The organism is Paraburkholderia sp. GAS82 (assembly GCF_050436285.1).
In the GTDB taxonomy this organism is placed as follows: domain Bacteria; phylum Pseudomonadota; class Gammaproteobacteria; order Burkholderiales; family Burkholderiaceae; genus Paraburkholderia; species Paraburkholderia phenazinium_B.
This window is the reverse complement of record NZ_JBNDLX010000009.1, coordinates 385,507-401,928: the sequence shown is the minus strand read 5'-3', so window position 1 is coordinate 401,928 and position 16,422 is coordinate 385,507. Positions and strand designations below refer to the sequence as shown.

Below are 16,422 nucleotides of genomic sequence, written 5' to 3'. Positions count from 1 at the left end.
ACGCCCGCTTCCCGCAGACGCACCGCCTCTTCCACGGCGATCTCGTCGAACGGATTCATCGACATCTTTACATTCGCAATGTCGACGCCCGTGCCGTCCGATTTCACCCGGACTTTCACGTTGTAGTCGACCACTCTCTTGACTGGCACAACGATTTTCATGGTTCCTTCTCCGATCAGCTTGCACGCTAGTGTGAGCAATCAAACCAACGGTTGGAATTCGGCATTGTGGAACACCGCATTTCAGACCCTCGAATACCAGACACCAGACACCCGGCAGCACGGAAATTCTGTACGACCGATCCATCCCGGCCGATCCGTTAACCCCAGCCTAATCGCGTCTTCCGCAATCAGTAATTGAGCAGCGACTTTTGCTGATGCACGCTATCAATCATCAAAGCATGGCAATAAATCAGCCTTGCTTGGCGCGACGGCTATCCGTTTTCATTCAACTTATCAATACTCGTCACCATGTCAGTCAACTGGCCGGAAACAATCTTTGAGCACTTCAAAGCCGCTGATGTGCGGCAAGTGGCATACGTGCCCGATGCGGGGCACAAACGCCTAATCGAGCTCTGCGAGGCAGACGCCGAAATTCACGCGGTTTCCCTGACCACCGAGGAAGAGGGCGTGGCCATGATGGGCGGCGCATGGGTCGGCGGCCAGCGCGGCGTATTGCTGCTGCAGTCAAGCGGCGTGGGCAACTGCATCAACATGCTTTCACTGCAACATGAGTGCCGCATGCCCATCGTGATGCTGGTGACGATGCGCGGAGAATGGGGAGAATTCAATCCCTGGCAGGTCGCCATGGGCAAATCCACCCAGGAAGCCCTCGAATCGGCGGGCGTCTATGTCTACCGTGCGGATGATGCCGCCGAAGTCCCTGAAACGGTGCGTGCCGCGTTGAATTTTGGGTACAACACCTCCCGGATGGTTGCTGTTCTGATCGGACAGCGCGTGATCGGCACCAAAAACTTTAACAAGTGAGTACTAAGATGACTCAGCAGACGACGCCCCTGAACCGTCGACTGACGGTTAAGCGGATTCTCCGCGATCGCCAGCAGGACGTTCTGGCAGTAACCAGCCTTGGCAACCCCACCTTCGATGTGGCCGCCGCCGGCGACACGGCTCAAAATTTCTACCTGTGGGGTGCAATGGGCGGAGCCGTCACCTTCGGCCTCGGCATTGCGCTTGCACAGCCTGAAAAACGCGTCATCGTGTTTGTTGGCGACGGCGAAATGATGATGGGACTTGGATCGCTAGCAACGGTGGGCGTCGATAAGCCCGCCAATCTATCGATTGTCGTGATCGATAACGAGCACTACGCGGAAACGGGAATGCAGCTGGCCCATGCAGGCCGCGGTGTGGACATCACGGCAATCGCACGCGCGGCTGGCTTCGAAAAGGCGGCGACAATCTACGCCGAAAGCGAACTCGACGAATATGTCGATGTGATTCTCAATGCTACCGGTCCAGTGCTCGCCACGGTGAAGGTCGGAACGGATCCCGAACCTACCTCCCTGCCGCCTCGCGACGGTCCTTATCTGCGCAGCCGCTTCCGCGAAGCGTTGCTTGGCGCCAAGGCCCACGCGAGCCAATAAGCGAACGGCTGGAAAGTCCCAACGTCATGGCGGTGGCGCGGCAACAGCCGCCCACCGCCTCACTGCATCAAGACCGATTTCACGCCCTGTACAATCGCGATCATTGTGACTTCACACTGATCCCTCTATGCCCACCAAGGCTGATTCCGATATGTTGGTGGAAGTCGTTCGACAGTTGGACCGGCAGCCCGAGATGCTCGAGCGCGTCTTTGACTGCTTTCCAGACGTGCTGTACTACATCAAGGACGCGCAGGCACGCTACCTGTCCGTCAATCAAACGCTCATCGCTCGAAGCGGGCTGGCGCGCGACGACGTGATCGGCAAGACAGCCGATCAGCTATTTCCGGTGACCGGCGCCAGTACCAATGCGCAAGATCTGAACATTATCGAAACCCGGTCGCCCATCGTAGACCGGCTGCGGCTCTATTCCTCCGGATTGGGTCATCGATACTGGTGCCTGAGTTCGAAGTTTCCTGTGCTCGCCGAAGACGGACTGGCCATTGGACTGATCGGCATATCGCGAGATCTGCCTCGCCCTGATGAACGTCATCACGGCTACCGCCGCCTGCTCGCATATCTGGACTATCTGGAACAGAACCTTGGACAGAACATCCTGGTTACCGAGGCGGCGGAGCAAGTCTCCATCTCTGTCGATACGCTGGAACGTCTAACCCGCGAAGTGTTTCATCTGACGCCCAAGCAACTGCTGATGAAATTGCGGATCGACCACGCATGCAAGCTGCTGGAAACGACTGACAACAGCATTACGGAAATCGCGACCGAATGCGGCTACGCGGACCATAGCGCGTTCACGCGTCAATTCAAATCTGCCACGCACCTCACGCCCCGACAGTACCGAAATGCACGAGGGCGTGGTCTGCATCCTCACTAATGCTTCGCCTGCCGGGCCCTAGTAAACACCTTCCTCGATCACCAGTTCACCCTTGGTGAACCGTGACGGCGACAGCGGCGAGAGATCCAGTGTTTTAAACTCGCCAAAGCTCAACAGTTCGGCAACAGCTCGACCAACCCCTGGGCTGTGCATCATGCCATGGCCGCTGAAACCGGCCGCCACGAAAGAGTTTTCCGCACCCGACTGCCCGACGATGCCATTCTGGTCGAGAATGTTGTATTCGTAGTAGCCAGCCCAGGCGTGTTCCACCCGTAAGGCCTCGAACGCCGGGATACGCCCTGCCAAGGCCGGCCAGATGATCTCGTCAAATTCGGAAAACTGCACGTCGAGTGGCAGGTGGTCCAGATCCGTCTCCGCCGACGGCGAAACGATACAGAGGAAATGCTTCTGCTCCCTACGCAGATACACTCCCGAGGTGTCGATGAGGATTGGCATATCCGGAATCTCCGTCGGACATGACACGACAAAAGCCGAACGCCGTCGCGGCCGAACCGGCAGATCCACGCCGATGCTTTGTGCAAGCGGTGCGCACCACGCGCCGCTGGCATTCACGAACGCGTCCCCGGCGATTTCCCGCCCGTCCGTCAGTTCGACATGGGTCACCCGGTTTCCGCGTGTACGGTAGCGCACCGCTTCACCCGTGACGAAATGGACGCCCGCTTCACGCGCACGGTTTCTGAACCACTGCATGACGCTATATCCGTCGAACCAGCCCTCGCCTGCAAGACCTTCGACACTATAGGCCAGATCGCTGACATACATCCACGGGTAGCGGCGCTGCAACGCCTCGACTGAATGCTCCTGCAGCTCCACCCCGAGCGATCGGGCAAGAGCGCTCCGCCGACGCAGCACGCTCTCTTGCTGCGAGTTGCCCACGAACAGGTATCCGCAATCCACCAGGTCGACGCCAGCGCCATACCGCACCTTCTCCCGCTCGCAGAAAGAAAGAAAATCATAGCCGAACTGCGATAGCTGGATGCAGATGGGCGTTGAAAACTGCTGCCTGATCGAACTTGCCGAGAGCGACGATGAAGCGATCTGATAAGTCGGATCCTTTTCGATCACCCAGATCTCGCGGCTCTCTGTCTTTTGGAGGCTCAGGAAATACGCTATTGAACAACCGATCGCCCCCCCGCCGGTGATGACAATTCTTTCGCTCATGATCTACCTTGGAAGACTCATAGGCTCTCGAGAGCCACAACAATATGGATAACTGACAATCAAACAGACACGGTCGCCAGGTTTTGACATGCGGCGCGAATGCGGCCGAGCGCTTCGTTCAGATCGTCAAGTGACGCAGCATAAGAAAGCCGGAAGTAAGGCGAGAGCAGAAAGCCGGAGCCCGAAACCACGGCTACGTTTGCCTCTTCCAGCAGGTACATGACGAAGTCCTGGTCGCTTTCCAGAAGCGTGCCATTCGGCGTGCGGCTCCCCATGACACCATGGCAGCCGACGAATACATAAAACGCGCCTTCCGGCTGATTACTGTGGAGTCCCGGTATGCCGTCCAGCGCATTGACGACGACCTTCCGGCGTTCGTCAAAAGCCAGTCGCGATGTCTCGACGAAAGTCTGATCACCATTGAGCGCTTCGATCGCAGCGTACTGCGACACCGAAGACGCACTGGTCACAATCTGGCCTTGCACCAGATTCATGGCGCGGATGAGCGCCGACGGTCCAGCGGAATAGCCAATCCGCCAGCCTGTCATCGAGTACATCTTGGACACGCCGTTGATGATGAGCGTCCGCTCCTGCAACTCCGGCGCGACGTTCAGGATATTGACGAACGGACTTCCGGTGTAGATGAGCTTTTCGTAGATGTCGTCAGACAATACCCACACATGGGGATGTCGATGCAATACTTCTGCGATGTTGCGGAGTTCATCGGCCGAGTAAACCGCGCCGGTCGGATTCGATGGCGAATTCAGCATCAGCCACTTGGTACGAGGCGTGATCGACGCCTCCAGTTGAGCTGCGGTCAGCTTGAACCCTGCGGCCTCATCGCACGGTACAACAATAGGCGTCCCGGTCGCCATTTTGACGATCTCGGGATAGGACACCCAGCATGGCGCCGGCACGATGACTTCGTCACCTGCATTGAGCGTTGCGAAAAAGGCCGCGAAAATTGCCTGCTTCGCGCCCACGGCGACGCTGACACCGTCCACGGGATAATCGACGCCATTGTCACGCTTGAGCTTCGCGACAATCGCCTCGCGCAACTCGCGGATGCCCGCGGCCTCGGTGTAACGCGTCTTGCCTTCGCGCATCGCACGAATCGCGGCAGCCTGGATATTTTCGGGCGTATGAAAATCGGGTTCGCCTTGCGACAGGGAAATGACATTCTTCCCGTCCCGGCGCAGTTCTGCCGCCTTTGCCGCCATTGCCATTGTCTGCGCAGGGGCGATCTGGCCAATGCGGTCTGCAATGAAGCCCATTCTATTTGTCCCGTTCATTTGGAAAAGCTGATTCGCGCCAGGGCCGCCCAAAGGCAGCCCCAAACGACATGCGTGCTTAAAGACGCTCGGCCACGGCCTTCATTTGCAAGAACTGCAGAAGATAATCAGGACCACCCGTCTTGGTATCGGTGCCCGTGAGGTTGAAGCCGCCGAATGGCTGAACACCGACAAGCGCGCCCGTACATTTGCGATTGAAGTACAGGTTGCCCACGTGGAAGTCGCGACGCGCCCGTTCGATGCGGCTTCGGTCATTCGAGAAGAGCGCCCCCGTCAGGCCATAGACCGTGTCATTGACAACAGCCAGACCTTCCTCGAAATCCTTGACGCGAATCGCAGCGACGAATGGGCCAAATACTTCTTCCTGTGCGATGCGCGCGCGAGGAGACACGTCGCCAAAGATAGTGGGCTCAATCAGATAACCAGCGGCATTCTCTACGGCCTTGCCACCCGTTAACAGCTTGCCCTCCGTGTGGCCGATATCGATGTACGACAGCACCTTCTTGTACTGCAGTTCGTTGCAGACCGGACCGAAACTGGGATTGTCCCTGGCTTCGCCGACAACCAGTTCTTTCGCCTTTGCAACGACCTTCTCAAGCAATGCGTCGTAGACCGAATCCACTACGATCAAACGCGAGCAGGCGGAACACTTCTGGCCTGAATAACCGAACGCCGCCTGAATGACACCCGTCGCCGCGTCGTCGAGATTGGCTGTCTCGTCGACCAGAATGGCGTCCTTGCCACCCAACTCGAGGAAAACGCGCTTGAACCATTTCTGGCCTTCCGCGAGCTTCGCAGCGGACTCGTTGATCTGGGCCCCAGTCGCGAGCGAGCCTGTGAAGTTGATAAAGCGCGTCTTTGGATGAGCAACCAGATAGGAACCGATCTCCCGTCCAGTTCCAGGCAGGTAATTCACCACGCCCGGCGGCAGGCCTGCTTCCGTGAAGATGTCGAAGATCTTGGCCAGCGAAACAATCGTGTCTTCCGCCGGCTTGCAAACCACCGTGTTACCCACCACGATCGCGCCGACCGTCATGCCGGTCATTAGCGCCATCGGGAAATTCCAGGGCGAAATCGTTACACCTACCCCCAGCGGAATGTAGAAGCTCTCGTTCTCTTCACCGGGATAGTCAATCAGTGCCCCCAGGCCGCCCACGTGCTTGACTGCCTGACGCGCGTAGTACTCGGTGAAGTCGATCATTTCCGCGACTTCGGCGCTTGCTTCGACGTAGTTCTTGCCGATCTCATAGACCAGCCATGCCTCGAGCTCACGCTTGCGTCTGCGCATGATTGCTGCAGCCTTCAACATAAGACGGGAGCGATCTTCCTGGCTCCAGCGCTTCCACGATTCGAACGCGGCCCACGCAGCTTCGAGTGCGTCATCCGCATGCCGCGTCGTCGCCTTGGCGGTGTAGCCGACGATCTCTTCCGGATTCGACGGATTTGTCGAGACGAGCTTCGCTTCGGTCTGCACACGCTCACCGTTGATCAGAAGCGGATAGGTCCGGCCAAATTCAGAACGCACTCTTTTCAGGGCCTGCTGCATATCGGCTTTGGCACTTTCGGTGTCGAACAAATCAAATGGCTCGCTCTTGAACGGTGCAATCAGCATCGCTTTCTCCAGATTGAATTGGTTTGGGCTGCTCTGCCGCCCTGATGAGCACGGCATGCTTCCGTGAACCGATTGTCCGGCGCGAAAACTTTCCGGTCTTGATCCGGCTCCACCAATTTGTGCGGAATTCTGCATAGTCATAGCCATCGCTCCGTCTCCGTTGTTCTTCAATAGACCGATAACATAGAGGCACGGACAAAACGTGTGAAAAATATCGCAAATACCGATTTGCGGATTTCTGCTATTTGCTACACTGGATCAACGGCGCGTCACTTCATTCGGAGCACGTATCATGACCATGCATTTCGATCTCGTTGATCTTCGTCTCATCACATGTATCGCCGAGACGGATAGCTTGACGCGTGGCGCCGAGCGCTTTCATATGTCCGTACCCGCAGCGAGCACCCGGATCAAGAATCTTGAAGAAAGTATGGGGGCGAAACTACTGTATCGGACTAGCCAGGGGGTGACACTCACGCCACCGGGCCAGGCATTCCTTCACCATGCGCGGGTTGTCCTGTCACAACTCGAGCAGTTGCGCGGCGACATGCAAGAGTACGCACGCGGTATCAAAGGCCACGTGAGGATCTTCGCGAACACCACGGCCACCACGGAATTCCTTCCTAACGACCTGCGAAACTTTCTCGCCGAGCATCCGGACGTGAACGTCGAGCTTCGCGAACGATTGAGTCATGACGTGGTGCGCGCGGTGAGCGAAGGCACAGCGGACGTCGGCATCGTGGCAGGCAATGTCAGGCCCGAATCGCTGGAAATCATGCCCTATCGCTCGGACCGGCTCATACTGGCGGTGTCGGAATCACACCCTTTAGCGGGTAAAACGTCTATTCCCTTTGAGGAAGCAACGGAGTTCGACTTCGTGGGGATGCCTGAAGCAAGCGCGATTCATACCTTTCTGAACCGCGTCGCGCACGATATGCACAAGAAGCTTCAGGTGCGGATCGAAGTGGGCAACTTCGAGGCCCTGTGCCGAATGATCGAAGCCAACGTCGGGATAGGCGTGCTGCCTCGTTCGTCAGCGATAAGGCACGTCAAAACCATGAACATCCGGCTGGTTGAAATCGAGGATGCCTGGGCGACGCGCAATCTGCTGATCTGCGTGCGCAGCCTCGATCTGCTGCCATCTTTCGCGCGGGAACTTGTCGACCTGCTCACCCAGAAGTGCAAAAGCGAGTGCGAGCCTCAGCCGGCCTAAGCGGCGGCAGTTAGTCTGCGTTTAAAGCCCTCTTCTCCAGACACAAATTGTAGTCAACAGGCCGGTGCGTCAATCTAGCGTGAACGACGCTATTCGATGCCCTCATGACTACCGAACTCAATTATCTGCGCACGTGGATCGGCCGAACCCAGGCTGAGCAGGAACTCGTATCCCCTCGTCTTGCGCAGCAACTCGCGGCTACGCTAGGCTATGAGGACGCGCCGCATGCCGGCTCTCCGTTGCCTCCGCTTTGGCACTGGGCACTCTTTCCTCATATCGTTTCGCAACCACAGGTTGGGGTGGACGGTCATCCCAAACGCGGTGGATTCCTGCCGCCAGTGCCGCTACCCCGCCGTATGTGGGCAGGCAGCCGGGTCCGGTTCGAGCGGCCGCTCCTGGTCGGTAGCCTCGTCACCAGAACCTCGCAGATTGTCGATGTCGCCGCCAAGGAAGGACGCACCGGAAAGCTCGTGTTTGTGCGTCTGCGTCATGAACTGGAAGACGCGGAAGGTCCGCTGCTTTCGGAGGACCAAGACGTCGTGTATCGCGAGTCCGCGACGACTGCGTATAGCCCGGCGAACGGTCCAATTGCGCCCGAAGGGTTCACATGGAAGCGGGAGATCGTGCCAGACCCGGTCCTCCTGTTTCGTTACTCCGCCGATACCTTCAACGGACATCGTATTCACTACGACCGGTCCTACGCTCAGGAACAGGAAGGCTATCCCGCGCTGGTCGTGCATGGGCCGCTGACTGCGACCTTGCTGGCCGATCTCGTCCGACGCAGCCTTCCGGGCGAGTCGATCGCTTCGTTTTCCTTCAAGGCGGTCAACCCGCTCTTTGACGATGCCCCCTTTCATCTATACGCCGCCCGCGCGGCAGGATCGAACGAGGTGAGGCTTTGGGCGGCCAATTCCGAAGAAGTGTTGTGCGTCGATGCGGCGGTAACGCTCACGGTACCCGCAAGTGCATTTCAAAAATGAACCCAAAGGAGTAGAGACAAGTGTTGGCTAACGTTGACCCCTATCAGGACATCCGCGAAGCGATTCGCGATCTGTGTTCAAACTTCCCGGCCGAGTATTTCCGCAAGGTCGATGAAGAGCGCGCCTATCCCGAGACCTTTGTGCAGGCTCTTACCGACGCGGGTTGGTTGGCAGCCCTGATTCCGCAGGAATATGGCGGCTCCGGACTCGGGCTGACCGAGGCGTCGGTGATCATGGAAGAAATCAACCGCAGCGGCGGCAATTCCGGCGCGTGTCACGGGCAGATGTACAACATGGGGACACTGCTCAGACACGGTTCCGCCGAGCAAAAGGCCCGCTACCTGCCGGAAATCGCGAGCGGAAAGTTGCGGCTTCAATCGATGGGCGTGACCGAACCGACCACCGGCACCGACACCACCAGTCTCAAGACGACCGCCGTTCGCAAGGGTGACCGGTATGTCGTCAACGGTCAGAAGGTGTGGATCTCACGGATTCAACACTCCGATCTGATGATCCTGCTCGCACGGACCACACCGATCACTCAGGTGGCAAAAAAATCTGAGGGCATGTCGATATTCCTCGTCGACCTGCATCAGGCGGTCAAGCAAGGCATGACGGTTCGCCCGATCCCGAACATGGTGAATCACGAGACTAACGAACTCTTTTTCGACAACCTCGAGATCCCGGCCGAAAACCTGATTGGAGAAGAAGGCAAAGGCTTCAAGTACATCCTTGACGGCCTGAATGCCGAGCGCACGCTGATTGCTGCCGAGTGTATCGGCGACGGCTACTGGTTTCTCGACAAGGTTTGCAAGTACGTCAAGGAGCGGGTGGTCTTCGGGCGTCCGATTGGACAGAACCAAGGCGTGCAGTTTCCGATCGCACGCGCGCACGTCAACGTCGAAGCGGCGAGCCTGATGCGCTATAAGGCCTGCGAGCTTTTCGACGCGAAACAACCCGCCGGCGCGCAAGCCAACATGGCAAAACTGCTGGCCGCTGACGCTTCCTGGGAAGCCGCCAACGCGTGTCTGCAGTTCCACGGTGGCTTCGGCTTCGCAAACGAATACGACGTGGAACGCAAGTTCCGCGAAACACGTCTTTATCAGGTCGCGCCGATCTCGACCAATCTCATTCTTTCGTACGTAGCCGAGCATTTGCTTGGGCTGCCACGTTCTTTCTAAGGGGCCGGGCATGAAACCGCTGGACGGCGTGAAGGTGATCACCCTCGAACACGCGATTGCAGCACCGTTTTGCACGCGTCAACTTGCCGATCTCGGCGCACGAGTAATCAAGATCGAGCGCCCCGGTACAGGTGACTTCGCGCGCGCCTACGACGAGCGGGTGCACGGCATGGCCTCGCACTTCGTATGGTGCAACCGCTCGAAGGAGAGCCTCACGCTAGACGTCAAGGCTCCGCAGGCGCAGGGTATCTTGGAGCGCTTGCTCGAAGATACCGACGTGCTCGTGCAGAACCTGGCGCCCGGCGCTGCAGCTCGCCTGGGTCTGTCCTACGAAGCGTTGCGTGAGAAGTATCCCCGTTTGATTGTCTGCAACATCTCGGGTTACGGGTCCGACGGTCCGTATCGCGACAAGAAAGCCTACGATCTGCTGATCCAGAGCGAGTCCGGTTTTCTCTCGATTACCGGCGGCCCGGCCTCGCCCGCAAAGGCCGGCTGTTCCATCGCCGATATCGCCGCGGGAATGTACGCGTATACCAACATCCTCTCCGCGCTTCTGCAACGCTCGAAGACGGGCGTGGGAAGGGAAATCGACGTCTCGATGCTCGAGAGCATGGTGGAGTGGATGACGTATCCCCTTTACTACGCGTTCGATGGCGCATCGCCGCCACCTCGCGCCGGAGCCGCTCACGCAACCATCTATCCCTATGGGCCGTTCCCTGCCGGGGACGCGAAAACCGTCATGCTGGGGTTGCAGAACGAGCGGGAGTGGAGTGTCTTCTGCGCAAAGGTTCTGCTCGCACCTGAGCTGGCTACCGATCCGCGCTTCAGTTCCAATTCGAAACGGGTAGCGGCGCGCGAAGCACTGCGCGACATCATCGTCACCGCATTCAGCAAATTGACCTCGGAAGAAGTCATCCGCAGGCTGGATCACGCGCAGATTGCCAACGCCCGGATGAACGACATGTCCGATGTGTGGGCGCATCCGCAGCTTAAAGAACGCAATCGCTGGGTGAACATCGACTCCCCGGCCGGTTCCATTCCTTCGTTGCTGCCGCCAGGCGTAGTTACGGCAGCCGATGTCCGCCTCGACCCCGTCCCCGCATTGGGCCAACACACCGAAGCCCTGCTGAATGAGTTGGGTTTTTCGACCGATGCCATCCGCGAACTTCGTGACGCGGCCGTCGTATAACCTCCAGTTAAGGTAAGCCTGTTATGAGCAACACACAGATTCTTGCTTCGTTTGCGGCCAATCTCGAGTTTGAACAGATCCCCCGAGACGTGGTAGCACGGACGGAAGACCTCTTCCTTGACTGGTTCGGATCAGCATTGGCCGGCCGGGGAGCGCGTCCCGTTGAAACGATCCAGAAACTCGCATTGAACTTTGGTCCGCAGTCCGGTTGCTGCGAAGTATTGATCTCCCGCCGAACGAGCAGCCCGTTCTTTGCGGCAATGATCAATGCCGCTGCATCGCACTTCGCTGAACAGGACGATCTGCACAACAGCTCGGTCCTGCACCCGGCAACCGTCGTTTTCCCCGCGGCATTGGCTGCCGCTCAAGCACTCGGGAGAAGCGGCAAAGAGTTCGTTGCGGCATCCGTCGCGGGCTATGAAGTGGGTATCCGCGTCGGTGAATTCCTCGGTCGATCGCACTACAAGATTTTTCATACCACCGGTACGGTCGGAACGATCGCAGCCGCGGCTGCGGTCGGCAGGCTTTTGCGGCTGAGCCGCGAACAGATGATGAATGCGTTTGGGTCCGCTGGTACCCAGGCAGCCGGGCTGTGGGAATTCCTGAAAGACGCCGCGGACTCCAAGCAACTGCATACGGCCAAGGCCGCAGCAAATGGTCTTCTCGCGGCCTACCTGGCGGCCGACGGCTTCACCGGTGCGAAAGATATCTTCGAGGGCACCAAGGGTATGGGAGCCGGCATGTCCACGCAAACGCATCCGGACAAGCTCGTCGACTCGCTCGGAACGCGCTGGGCCTTGAGTGAAACATCGTTCAAGTACCACGCCTCCTGCCGGCACACCCATCCGGCGGCCGATGCTTTGCTGCAGGTTATCAAGCGCGAACAGATTGCACCTGACGACATAGAGACGGTGGTAACTCATGTTCACCAGGCCGCAATCGACGTCCTCGGGCCGGTGACGGATCCGCAGACGGTTCATCAGGCGAAGTTCTCCATGGGCACGGTACTAGCCATCGCTGCGGAGTTCGGCCACGCGGGCGTACGTGAGTTCGACGCCCACTATAGGGAAAGCAGGATCGCGCACTTCCGCAAGAAAGTTTCGATGGTGCTCGACGTCGAGGTCGATACGGCTTATCCGTCGCGCTGGATCGGCAAGGTCACCGTGCGGACCAAGGATGGACGCACTTACAAAGGTCGGGTGGATGACCCCAAGGGGGATCCGGGCAACACGCTCACGCGCGCCGAACTCGAACACAAAACGATCACGCTTGGGCTGTATGGCAAGGCAGCCACTGAAGACGAACTCAAGCACTCCATCGCCTCGGTATGGGCAATTACCGATGCCCCCGTCGTACCCCAACTGCTCCCCGAATCGATATTGGAGGTTCATCATGGCTGAGCTCGCACCCCGGTCCTATCTCTTCGTTCCCGGCAACCGGCCCGACCGGTTTGCTAAAGCTGCGGCGTCGGGCGTCGACGTTGTGGTGATCGATCTGGAAGATGCCGTACCTCCCGCCGAAAAAAAGATTGCGCGGGCCGCCCTTGCCGAGTGGCTGTCCACCAACAGCACGCCGGTCGCCGTGCGGGTGAATGACGTGAACAGCGAATGGTTTCGCGACGACATCGCGGTATGCCGTGCGCCATCCGTGGCCGCTGTCATGCTGCCCAAGACCGAACGCATCGACGACATTTTCCTCTGCGAGTTCGCCGGCAAGCCGACCGACATCCTGCCGATGATCGAAACCGCCCAAGGCTTCCGCAATGTGGTCGCGATCGCCCAGCACCGGCTGACTACACGGCTCGTCTTCGGCAATGTGGATTTCCAGCTTGACCTCGGCATCGACGGGGACGATGAGCAGCTCCTGTACTTCCGCTCACAGATCGTCCTCGCTTCGCGCATTGGCAATCTGCTTTCGCCGGTAGATGGCGTCAGTACCACGCTGGACGATACCGAGCAGATCACGCGCGACACCGTCCGTGCAAAGCGGCTAGGCTTCGGCGCCAAGCTTTGCATTCATCCGAAGCAGGTGGCGGCAGTCAACGCTGCATTCATCCCAGGCGAGAAGGACGTCGAGTGGGCACAGCGGGTTGTAGAAGGCGCCGCCGCATCTCACGGAGCGGCTGTCGCGGTGGACGGCCGCATGGTCGACCGGCCGGTCATCTTGAAGGCCCAGGAAATTCTTGCAGAGTCCCAGCGTCGGCGCCTTGGCGAATGAGTCAACATCAAAGGGAGACGAAAGTCATGCAACAGTTTGAGATGTTTATCAACGGCGAATCCTGCGCGCCGGCTTCGGGCGAATGGTTCGACACCGAGAACCCCTTCACCGGCGAAACGTGGGCACAGATTGCGAAAGGCAACACGACAGACGTCGATCGGGCTGTGCAGGCGGCGCATGCCGCCTTCAGCGCAGGACCATGGTCACAGATGTCGCCAAGCCAGCGAGGTCTGTTGCTTCATCGGGTAGGAGACCTGATCGCACGTGACGCAAAGCGGCTTGCCGAGCTGGAAGTTCGTGACAACGGCAAGCTGATGGCTGAAATGCTGGGCCAGTGCCAGTATTTGCCGCAATGGTACTACTACTTTGGCGGCCTGGCGGACAAGATTCAGGGCGCCGTGGTTCCGCTCGACAAGAAAGGCTACTTCAACTACACCCGCAACGAGCCTCTGGGTGTCGTCGCCGCCATTACGCCCTGGAACTCGCCGTTGTTGCTCGCCACATGGAAAATTGCACCCGCGCTGGCCGCGGGTTGCACGGTGGTAATCAAGCCATCCGAGTTCACTTCTGCATCCACCATCGAGTTTGCGAAGCTGTTCACTGAGGCCGGCTTTCCGCCGGGCGTAGTGAACGTTGTCACAGGCTTCGGTGCAGACGTCGGCTCTCCTCTGGTAGAACACCCGCTGGTCAAGAAGATTACCTTCACCGGTGCAGACTCCACCGGCCGGGCAATCAACGAGGCGGCAGCCCGTCAGTTCAAACACGTGAGTCTCGAACTGGGTGGCAAGTCGCCCAATATCGTTTTCGAAGATGCAGATCTGGAAGACGCGGTGAATGGCGCGGTTTCAGGCATCTTTGCTGCGACTGGGCAGACCTGTATTGCCGGTTCGCGCCTGTTGTTGCAAGAAAGCATCTACGACACGTTTGTCGACAAACTTCTGACGCTGGCAAGGTCCGCGAAAATGGGCGATCCGTCGAGTATGGACACGCAGGTCGGACCGATCACGACCCGCCCGCAGTACCGCAAGGTCCTGTCCTACATCGAAACCGCAACACAGGAAGGCGCGACGTTGCTGCTAGGCGGAAAGCCCGGCAGCGCCCCCGAATGTGGCAATGGCTGGTTCGTCGAACCCACGATCTTCGGCGACGTTAGCAACAGGATGCGAATCGCGCAGGAAGAGGTCTTTGGCCCCATCCTCTCGATCATCAGGTTCAAGGATGAAGACGAGGCGGTTGCAATGGCCAATGACGTGCGCTTCGGACTTGGCTCGGGTGTCTGGACGAAAGATATTGGCCGGTCCATTCGCGTCGCAGAAAGACTGCAGGCCGGCATGGTCTGGGTGAATAGCTATCGCGCGGTGAGCTACATGTCGCCCTTTGGCGGCTACAAGGATTCCGGACTGGGCCGCGAGAACGGCATCGACGCGATCCGCGAGTATCTGCAAACGAAGAGCGTCTGGATCAATACCGGGGTCAAGACCGCGAACCCGTTCGTGATGAGGTAATGGCAGATGGCCCCGTGGTATTCCCAAGGGGCCATCTGGAATGTCAGTAAGACGCTCGCGAAAGCGCCTTGAACTCAGGACTTGATGCCTTGAGCGGCCTTGGTACTCGGCGCCCGGACCTCTAGCGTAACCCCAGCCCCTTCATTTACCGTCTTGAAGTACGTGAAGCCACTTCGATCTTCGAGACGTCCGCGCGAGAGCACATCCAGCCCGGCGTTCGCAGCAAGTTCCTCGGCCTTGTCGCAACTCTCGACAGAGAAGCCGAGATGAAAGACGCCCTCGCCTCGCGTTTCCAGGAACCGTCGTTGCGGCGTGTCACCGTCTCCTGGCTGGCAAAGCTGCAGTTGGGCGTTATCGATATTCGTAAACTTGTAGCGCATCTTCAGAAAAGCCGGACGATCGTAGCCGTCCAACTGGTATGCATCCATCGGCGGAAAATCGTCCCATGGACCAACGCCAATTGATTCGTAATACTTCACAGCGTTTTCGATATCGCGAACCACGATGCAGACGTGGTGCAGTTTCTGAAAAATCGGCAGCTTTTCCATCGTGAACCTCATCTCTGGTCAGTTTTGACGCTGGGCCGCAGAACCTTTCTAGGCTACCGCGGCCCGACCTGAAGCAGCTGCAGTATCAACCTGCCTTCGCAATCTTCTTCGGCGTATACGTTTTTGCCGCATCGTCATGCGACTGGCCGACCGACGGGTTCCATTGGAAACCGGAACGGGCCACGACGCCCGGCTTCAGACGTTGGTCCGGACCAAAGTCTGCAAAGGGATGGAAAAACAACGGCTGCGTGCCCTCAAGCGTGCGCAATCGTGCCGCATAGGAGTCGAGGTAGGCTTGCCGCTCCTCGGCACTCACGCGGCCAGGCATCCACGATACGTGCGGCGGCAACACCTCGAAGCCAAGGTAATTGAAAATGCCGTTGTGAATCGGCCAGAGAATGTGATTGATGTCTCCATCGACGCCGTCCGGTTCGTAGAGGCTCGCGGCCGTTCCAGTCGTGGTCGAAACCATCGCCTTACGTCCCTTGAACATGCCGGTCTCGTACTTGCGGCCTGTGGCGTAGGCGAAACCACGCGTCATCACGCGGTCCACCCAGCCCTTCAGAATGGCGGGCATGCCGAACCACCACATCGGATACTGGAAAATGATCAGATCCGACCAGAGCACCTTCTGTTGCTCGGCGTAGACATCCGGCGTCGGCTTCGTGGAGGTTCCGAACATGTGCTCCTGTTCCGCTGAAAGGTCGAGGAAATCCGTATTGAGACGTTCGCCCACAAAATCTTCCACGCCGAGCTCGGGCCGCCATTTCAGTTGGTACAGGTCCGTTACCTGAACCTCATGGCCCTGCTCTTTCAGGGTCGAGACAGCCGTGTCTTTCAGCGCACCGTTGAAAGACCTGGGTTCGGGGTGAGCGAAAACGATGAGCACTTTCATGCGGCAACTCCATAAAACCGGTTCGTTGAGCGTTCTGGCCTCGCTGGCCTGCGCTTGAATTCGTGCCTTCTTCGGATGCAGTTCCGGAGCGGCGATCAATTAGGTCTATTGGCATT

At 58.4% G+C, this 16,422-nt stretch carries 15 protein-coding genes and 1 pseudogene; 10 read left to right on the top strand and 6 right to left on the bottom strand.

All coding sequences use genetic code 11. From position 1 onward, the window contains the following. A pseudogene (locus tag P3T17_RS27870) lies at nt 1-161 on the bottom strand (electron transfer flavoprotein subunit beta/FixA family protein); the annotation flags it as partial. Nucleotides 162-470: 309 nt separating this feature from the next. Between P3T17_RS27870 and P3T17_RS27865 the strand changes: the two are divergent. From P3T17_RS27865 to P3T17_RS27855, 3 genes are all read left to right on the top strand, one after another. Continuing rightward, nucleotides 471-986: a thiamine pyrophosphate-binding protein gene (locus P3T17_RS27865; protein ID WP_074266824.1), complete on the top strand. Its 516-nt coding sequence runs from the start codon at nt 471-473 to the stop codon at nt 984-986. Nucleotides 987-994: 8 nt separating this feature from the next. Further along, nucleotides 995-1,600, top strand: a complete 606-nt coding sequence (locus P3T17_RS27860; RefSeq protein ID WP_429409665.1) for a thiamine pyrophosphate-dependent enzyme — start codon at nt 995-997, stop codon at nt 1,598-1,600. Nucleotides 1,601-1,727: 127 nt separating this feature from the next. Next, nucleotides 1,728-2,492 carry a helix-turn-helix domain-containing protein gene (locus tag P3T17_RS27855; RefSeq protein ID WP_429409663.1) on the top strand — a complete coding sequence of 255 codons (765 nt, stop codon included), beginning with the start codon at nt 1,728-1,730 and terminating at the stop codon, nt 2,490-2,492. An 18-nt stretch (nt 2,493-2,510) separates the two neighbouring features. Here P3T17_RS27855 and P3T17_RS27850 read toward each other — a convergent pair whose 3' ends face one another. The 3 genes from P3T17_RS27850 to pruA form a co-directional block, all read right to left on the bottom strand. Continuing rightward, a complete protein-coding gene (locus P3T17_RS27850) occupies nt 2,511-3,674 on the bottom strand; it encodes an NAD(P)/FAD-dependent oxidoreductase (RefSeq protein ID WP_429409661.1) in 1,164 nt (387 codons plus the stop codon). 59 nt (nt 3,675-3,733) lie between these two features. Continuing rightward, on the bottom strand, nt 3,734-4,948 hold the full coding sequence (locus P3T17_RS27845) for a pyridoxal phosphate-dependent aminotransferase (protein ID WP_429409659.1): 1,215 nt from the start codon (nt 4,946-4,948) through the stop codon (nt 3,734-3,736). 76 nt (nt 4,949-5,024) lie between these two features. Further along, on the bottom strand, nt 5,025-6,578 hold the full coding sequence (pruA, locus tag P3T17_RS27840; protein WP_429409658.1) for an L-glutamate gamma-semialdehyde dehydrogenase: 1,554 nt from the start codon (nt 6,576-6,578) through the stop codon (nt 5,025-5,027). A gap of 292 nt (nt 6,579-6,870) precedes the next feature. Between pruA and P3T17_RS27835 the strand changes: the two genes are divergently transcribed. The 7 genes from P3T17_RS27835 to P3T17_RS27805 all read left to right on the top strand — a co-directional run bounded on the left by P3T17_RS27835 (nt 6,871) and on the right by P3T17_RS27805 (nt 14,863). Then, a complete protein-coding gene (locus P3T17_RS27835; protein ID WP_429409657.1) occupies nt 6,871-7,791 on the top strand; it encodes a LysR substrate-binding domain-containing protein in 921 nt (306 codons plus the stop codon). 104 nt (nt 7,792-7,895) lie between these two features. Then, nucleotides 7,896-8,771 (top strand): FAS1-like dehydratase domain-containing protein, encoded by an 876-nt coding sequence (locus P3T17_RS27830; RefSeq protein ID WP_429409656.1) that lies wholly within the window; start codon nt 7,896-7,898, stop codon nt 8,769-8,771. Between the two features lie 20 nt (nt 8,772-8,791). Then, nucleotides 8,792-9,952 (top strand): acyl-CoA dehydrogenase family protein, encoded by a 1,161-nt coding sequence (locus tag P3T17_RS27825; RefSeq protein ID WP_429409655.1) that lies wholly within the window; start codon nt 8,792-8,794, stop codon nt 9,950-9,952. A gap of 10 nt (nt 9,953-9,962) precedes the next feature. Beyond that, the gene (locus P3T17_RS27820; protein ID WP_429409654.1) at nt 9,963-11,141 is read left to right on the top strand and encodes a CaiB/BaiF CoA transferase family protein; all 1,179 of its coding nucleotides are present in this window, start codon (nt 9,963-9,965) and stop codon (nt 11,139-11,141) included. Between the two features lie 23 nt (nt 11,142-11,164). Next, nucleotides 11,165-12,541 carry an MmgE/PrpD family protein gene (locus P3T17_RS27815; protein ID WP_429409653.1) on the top strand — a complete coding sequence of 459 codons (1,377 nt, stop codon included), beginning with the start codon at nt 11,165-11,167 and terminating at the stop codon, nt 12,539-12,541. Further along, nucleotides 12,534-13,358, top strand: coding sequence for an HpcH/HpaI aldolase/citrate lyase family protein (locus P3T17_RS27810; protein ID WP_429409652.1), 825 nt, complete (start codon nt 12,534-12,536; stop codon nt 13,356-13,358). Before P3T17_RS27815 ends, P3T17_RS27810 begins: the two co-directional genes overlap by 8 nt. A gap of 26 nt (nt 13,359-13,384) precedes the next feature. After that, the gene (locus tag P3T17_RS27805) at nt 13,385-14,863 is read left to right on the top strand and encodes an aldehyde dehydrogenase (RefSeq protein ID WP_429409651.1); all 1,479 of its coding nucleotides are present in this window, start codon (nt 13,385-13,387) and stop codon (nt 14,861-14,863) included. A 74-nt stretch (nt 14,864-14,937) separates the two neighbouring features. Here the strand turns inward: P3T17_RS27805 and P3T17_RS27800 are convergent, their stop codons facing one another. Then, complete coding sequence (locus P3T17_RS27800) at nt 14,938-15,411, bottom strand: VOC family protein (protein ID WP_429409650.1); 474 nt, start codon at nt 15,409-15,411, stop codon at nt 14,938-14,940. 85 nt (nt 15,412-15,496) lie between these two features. After that, complete coding sequence (locus P3T17_RS27795; RefSeq protein WP_429409648.1) at nt 15,497-16,306, bottom strand: NAD(P)H-dependent oxidoreductase; 810 nt, start codon at nt 16,304-16,306, stop codon at nt 15,497-15,499. Nucleotides 16,307-16,422 lie beyond the last annotated feature (116 nt).